We start from the raw sequence: 4,738 nt of genomic DNA, 5'->3' as shown, positions 1-4,738 counted from the left end.
CGCGGGCCAGCCGGATCGCGCTCATCGTGGCCTCGGTGCCGGAGTTGACCAGCCGGATCCGCTCCACGGGCGCCACCCGGCCGATGATCTCGGCGGCCAGCTGGCTCTCCGCCGGGGTGGGGGCGCCGAACGACAGGCCGGACGCGGCGGCACGGGTGACGGCGTCGACGACGGCGGGGTGCGCGTGCCCCAGGATCATCGGGCCCCACGAGCAGACCAGGTCGACGTAGCGATTGCCGTCGGCGTCGGTGAGCCAGTACCCGTTGGCCTCGGTGATGAAGCGCGGGGTCCCGCCCACCGCGGTGAACGCCCGCACCGGGGAGTTCACCCCGCCGGGGATGACGGCGCAGGCGTCGGCGAACAGCCGGGCCGACGCCGTCGTCATCGCGGCATGCGCGGTCGCCCGGTCACTGCTTCCCATGACAACCAGTGTCCCAGCCCCCGCGGCCGGAACAACTACAGGGTGTAGCAGGACGGGTCAGGCGTCGCCCTGCGATCCGGCTTGCTGGGCGGCCTGGAAATGATGGCGGGCGGCTTCGCGCTCTTTTTCCGCCGCCCGCCGGTGCGCCTCGACGTCCCCGAGGCGCTCGTCGGCCGCCCGCTCGTGCACCTCGGCGGCGCGCTCGTGGGCGACGGCGGCCTCGTAGTGCCGGTCCCGGTCGCGGCGGTGCGCCTCGTGATCCCGCTCGTGGGCGTGCCTGGCGCGGTCGGTCGCGAGCTCGACGTCTTCGAGCGTGATGGGTTTGCGCGCGGCCAGGGCTTCACCCCTGCGCTTGAGCTCGTCGGCGCGCTGGGCCGCCTCGTTACCCGGCGAATCACCCATGTTCAGACACTAGACCCGTTCGGTGTGAAAAGTTGGGTTGATGCCGGGCGGTTGCCGCGAGTTGGATGGCGGTATGCAGATGCCACAGAGTCTCGCCCGGTTCAACCGTCGCGTCACCAACCCGATGCAGCGGCTGTGGGCCGGCTGGCTGCCGCCTTTCGCGATCGTGGAACACGTCGGCCGCCGCTCGGGCAAGCCGTACCGCACCCCGGTGAATGTCTTCAGCGCGGAGGTCGACGGCAAGCCCGGGATCGCGATCCTGCTGACCTACGGCCCGGACCGGGACTGGCTGAAAAACCTGACAGCCGCGGGCGGCGGGCGGATGCGCCGCAACGGCAAGAGCTTCGGCATCGCGGACCCGCGGGTCGTCAGCAAGGCCGAAGCGGCGACCCACGTCAGCCCCGGAGCGCGGCCGATTTTCGCGCGGCTGCCGTTCGAGGACGCGGTGCTGCTGACCAAGACGGAGTGAGGTGGCTGCCCGCACGCCCGCGTGGCTCCGGCGTCCGGGCAAGCGGCTGATCCAGGTCGGTCAAATCGACACCCGCACGGCGTGCGCTCGACATGGTCAACCGGACGCCAGTTGGCTGAGCACGCGCAGAAAAGCGGATCGGTCGCTGGAGGACAGCTGCCCAAGCCAGCGCTCCTCGGCTTCTCGAATGTCGCGCTGCGCGGCACTTCTGATCGAGCGTCCGGCGTCGGTGATCGCAAGCAGGCGCGCGCGACGGTCGTCGGGATCGGGTGAGCGTTCGATGTAGCCGTGCTCCTGCAGCTCGTCGAGCGTGGGAATGATGCGCGTCTTGTCGGCGCCGACCGCCTCGGCGAGCGCCGCTTGCGTGCGAATCGGCGACCCGTCAAGCGCGCCGAGTATGACGTAACCCCACATCGACAGGCCGTGCGCCGCCAGCACCGGCCGCTCGGCGGCTACGGCTTGGCGGGCCAGCGGCACGAGCATCGCCGCGAGATCTGGACGGTTCGACTTTCGGCCCATGTCGTGATGATAGAGTTTGCCAGATTATAAGCGTCGTCATATCATCTACATTCGCTTATTATTTAACGTGTTCCCCGTACCCGCGCCCGCCGATCGCACCGTTACGCACTCGTCGCGACCGCCATTCGACATAGGAGCTCGCCATGACCACAACCCGATCCGACGCCGTCCGTGGTGACGATGGACGTCCAGCGACCGACGGGGCGGCCGGCCAGCCGCCGATCACACCAGGGGCCGGACTCATCAGCACCGACTGGCTGCCGGGCCCCTGCGACTCAACCCGGTTGCCGGTCGTGGTGAGCTACACCGACTTTCACGCCGAATCGGAGAAGGATTGGCAGCAGGTCGCCGAGCTAGGTGTGAAGCTGGCGGAAAGTTGGCCGATTATGCACGGCGCGGTCGGGCTGTGGCTGTGGGGCAAACCCGCCGAGTGGCGCGGTGGATCGCTATCGGTCTGGAACAGCGGAAGCGATTTACGCCGATTCATCCGGTGGCCCGTGCACGCCGAAATCATGAGGAACTGGCGGGGACGGCTGCGGGTGCAGTCGGCGAGTTGGGCCGACGAGCGATTCGTCCCGACACTGACATGGCATCGCGCCGAGCAGCACATGCGGATACCCCGCCGCGTGTGAACGTCAGTCGTCAGCGGCGATCGCGCGGCGAGTACCGATTCGGCTACGGACCCGGGCAACGACGTACAGCCCGACCACGACGGCCCACGACAGCAGGCTGAGCCAGAGCTGGCTGCGCGCCGAGCGGTCGAACGCCATCTGCACCAGCACGGCGGTGATTCCGGCGAGGGTGAGGATGGAAAGTACCGGAAAGAACCACATCTTCACCCGCAGCTTTTCGGCGGGGGTGCGGCGGCGCAGGATGATCTGCGACAGCGCGATCAGCCAGTAGACGAACAGGATGACGGCGCCCGACGAGTTGAGCAGGAAGAGGAACACGGTGTTGGGCGCGACGCGCGCCATGACGACGCAACCGAATCCGACCGCCGAGGAGCACAGGATCGCGATGTGCGGGACCCCCCGCCCGCTGAGCCTGACCAATCGCGCCGGGGCCTCACCGCGGTCGGCGAGCACGAACAGCATGCGCGACGCCGTGTAGAGCCCCGAGTTCAGGCAGGACAGCACCGCCGTGAGCACCACCGCGTTCATCACCTGGTCGGCGCCGCGCAACCCCAGGTGGTGCAGCGCGGCCACATAGGGCGAGGCGCCGAGTTCCACTGAGTCCCAGGGCAATATCGCCACCAGCAGAAAGACCGAGCCGACGAAGAAGACGCCGATCCGCGCCACCACCGACCTGGTCGCCTTCTGCACCGCGAGCTCGGGGTCCCGGCTTTCGGCGGCGGCCACGGTGACGATCTCGGCGCCCACCATGGAAAAGATCACCACCACGATCGCGGCGAAGACGGCCCCCACGCCCTTGGGAAAGAATCCGCCGTGCGCGGTGAGGTTGCCCAGGCCGCCGGGATGGCCGGGCACCAGGCCCAGGACGAACGCGGCGCCGATGCCGAGAAAGACCACGATGGTCGCGACTTTGATTCCGGCGAACCAGAATTCGAATTCACCGAAGGACGACACGGAGAACAGGTTGGTCGCGGTCATCAAGATCATCAGGCCCAGCGACAGCAGCCACAGCGGGGCGTGAAACCAGTAGTTGAGGACCTTCCCGCCGGCGACCGCCTCGAAGCCGACCACGATCACCCAGAAGTACCAGTACAGCCAGGCGACCGAAAAGCCCGCCCAGCCGCCCAGCGCCCTGCCCGCGTAATCGGCGAACGATCCGGTCGACGGGTTCGCCGCGGCCATCTCCCCCAGCATGCGCATCACCAGGACGATCAGCAGGCCGCACAGCGCGTATGTCAGGAACGCCGCGGGGCCGGTGTCCTTGATCACCACGCCGGAGCCGACGAACAGGCCGGCGCCGATCACCCCACCGAGGGCGATCATGCTGAGCTGGCGCTGCGACAACCCTTGGCGCAGTTGCGGAGTGCCGGCCATCGCTCCTCGCCCCCGCCCGGTGAACCGCGGTCAGTCCAACCGGGTGGCCACCACGGACCACACCGGGAGGTGCACCCGGTGGTCCTCCAGAAGGGGGTCGATGACGCCCAGCCGGTGCACCAGCGGCCGCATCCGCTGCAGGATCTCGCCCTGCTGCCCGGAGGCGAACTCCTTCATGGCGTCGAACGTCTCCTTCAGGAAGCGGGCCTGATACGTCGTGCCGCCCAGGTAGTCGATGCGCCATCCGTTGGCACCGAACACCCGCTCGAAGTTATCGGCGGGGATGGCCGTCCACTGCAGGCCGTTGACGTTGTGGGGGCTGAACTCGAACATGTACAGCCGGGCTCCGGGTTTGGTGGCGCGGTGCAGCGCCTGGGCGTACCGCGTCTGGACGACCCCGTCGTTGAGGAACACGTGATAGAAGGCGCTGTCCACCACCGTGTCGAAGCGGCCCTCGAACCCCTCCAGCTTGGTGGCGTCGGCCACCTGGAAATCGACCTGGACGCCGGCCCGCTCCGCGTTGCGTTTGGCTTGCTCGATGGCCGAGGGTGAGTCGTCGATGCCGGTCGCCGAATACCCCTGCGCCGCAAAGTGAATGGCATGGTGGCCGGGACCGGTGCCGGGATCGAGCACCTCGCCGCGGATCCCGCCGTAGGCCACCAGCTGCTGCACCGCCGGCTGCGGGCCGCCGATGTCCCACGGGATCCGCCGGCCGGCGTGCTCGGCCTCGTCGTACAGCGGTTCGAAACCGGCGACGTTCGCGTCAGTCATCTCTTCTCGCTTCCTCGCGGCTGCCGACTGCGAACGAGACTACTGCGCGGAGGGCTCAGAGGTGCAGGTCTTGCTCCCGGATCGCCGCCGTGGCGAGCACGCTGATGACGGCCGTCGCCACCAGGTACCCACACGCCAGCCACGGCGCGC

General features: G+C 68.6%; 7 protein-coding genes. 2 read left to right on the top strand and 5 right to left on the bottom strand.

The features are described from left to right. Both A5704_RS08725 and A5704_RS08720 read right to left on the bottom strand, forming a co-directional pair. Positions 1-421: aminotransferase class III-fold pyridoxal phosphate-dependent enzyme (locus A5704_RS08725; RefSeq protein ID WP_156737640.1), on the bottom strand; the 421-nt coding region annotated here is incomplete at its 3' end. Positions 422-478: 57 nt separating this feature from the next. Further along, a complete protein-coding gene (locus tag A5704_RS08720) occupies positions 479-823 on the bottom strand; it encodes a hypothetical protein (protein WP_067748316.1) in 345 nt (114 codons plus the stop codon). Positions 824-896: 73 nt separating this feature from the next. On the opposite strand from A5704_RS08720, the gene A5704_RS08715 reads away from it, so the two are divergent. After that, a complete protein-coding gene (locus A5704_RS08715; RefSeq protein WP_067748314.1) occupies positions 897-1,292 on the top strand; it encodes a nitroreductase family deazaflavin-dependent oxidoreductase in 396 nt (131 codons plus the stop codon). Between the two features lie 96 nt (positions 1,293-1,388). Here A5704_RS08715 and A5704_RS08710 read toward each other — a convergent pair whose 3' ends face one another. Further along, positions 1,389-1,811 (bottom strand): MarR family winged helix-turn-helix transcriptional regulator, encoded by a 423-nt coding sequence (locus A5704_RS08710; protein WP_067748312.1) that lies wholly within the window; start codon positions 1,809-1,811, stop codon positions 1,389-1,391. Between the two features lie 143 nt (positions 1,812-1,954). On the opposite strand from A5704_RS08710, the gene A5704_RS08705 reads away from it, so the two are divergent. After that, the gene (locus tag A5704_RS08705; protein ID WP_067888511.1) at positions 1,955-2,443 is read left to right on the top strand and encodes a hypothetical protein; all 489 of its coding nucleotides are present in this window, start codon (positions 1,955-1,957) and stop codon (positions 2,441-2,443) included. Between the two features lie 3 nt (positions 2,444-2,446). Here A5704_RS08705 and A5704_RS08700 read toward each other — a convergent pair whose 3' ends face one another. Both A5704_RS08700 and A5704_RS08695 read right to left on the bottom strand, forming a co-directional pair. Further along, positions 2,447-3,817, bottom strand: a complete 1,371-nt coding sequence (locus A5704_RS08700) for an amino acid permease (RefSeq protein WP_067888508.1) — start codon at positions 3,815-3,817, stop codon at positions 2,447-2,449. 30 nt (positions 3,818-3,847) lie between these two features. Beyond that, the gene (locus A5704_RS08695; protein WP_156737639.1) at positions 3,848-4,588 is read right to left on the bottom strand and encodes a class I SAM-dependent methyltransferase; all 741 of its coding nucleotides are present in this window, start codon (positions 4,586-4,588) and stop codon (positions 3,848-3,850) included. Positions 4,589-4,738 lie beyond the last annotated feature (150 nt).

The sequence above is a fragment of the Mycobacterium sp. E735 genome (genome assembly GCF_001666955.1).
Classification (GTDB): domain Bacteria; phylum Actinomycetota; class Actinomycetes; order Mycobacteriales; family Mycobacteriaceae; genus Mycobacterium.
The sequence above is the reverse complement of the archived record's forward strand: the minus strand, read 5'-3'. Positions and strand labels throughout refer to the sequence as shown.

Coding starts and splice junctions, on each gene's coding strand:
- A5704_RS08720 (WP_067748316.1), bottom strand. CDS start 823: ATGGGTGATTCGCCGGGTAACGAGGCGGCCCAGCGCGCCGACGAGCTC.
- A5704_RS08715 (WP_067748314.1), top strand. CDS start 897: ATGCAGATGCCACAGAGTCTCGCCCGGTTCAACCGTCGCGTCACCAAC.
- A5704_RS08710 (WP_067748312.1), bottom strand. CDS start 1,811: ATGGGCCGAAAGTCGAACCGTCCAGATCTCGCGGCGATGCTCGTGCCG.
- A5704_RS08705 (WP_067888511.1), top strand. CDS start 1,955: ATGACCACAACCCGATCCGACGCCGTCCGTGGTGACGATGGACGTCCA.
- A5704_RS08700 (WP_067888508.1), bottom strand. CDS start 3,817: ATGGCCGGCACTCCGCAACTGCGCCAAGGGTTGTCGCAGCGCCAGCTC.
- A5704_RS08695 (WP_156737639.1), bottom strand. CDS start 4,588: ATGACTGACGCGAACGTCGCCGGTTTCGAACCGCTGTACGACGAGGCC.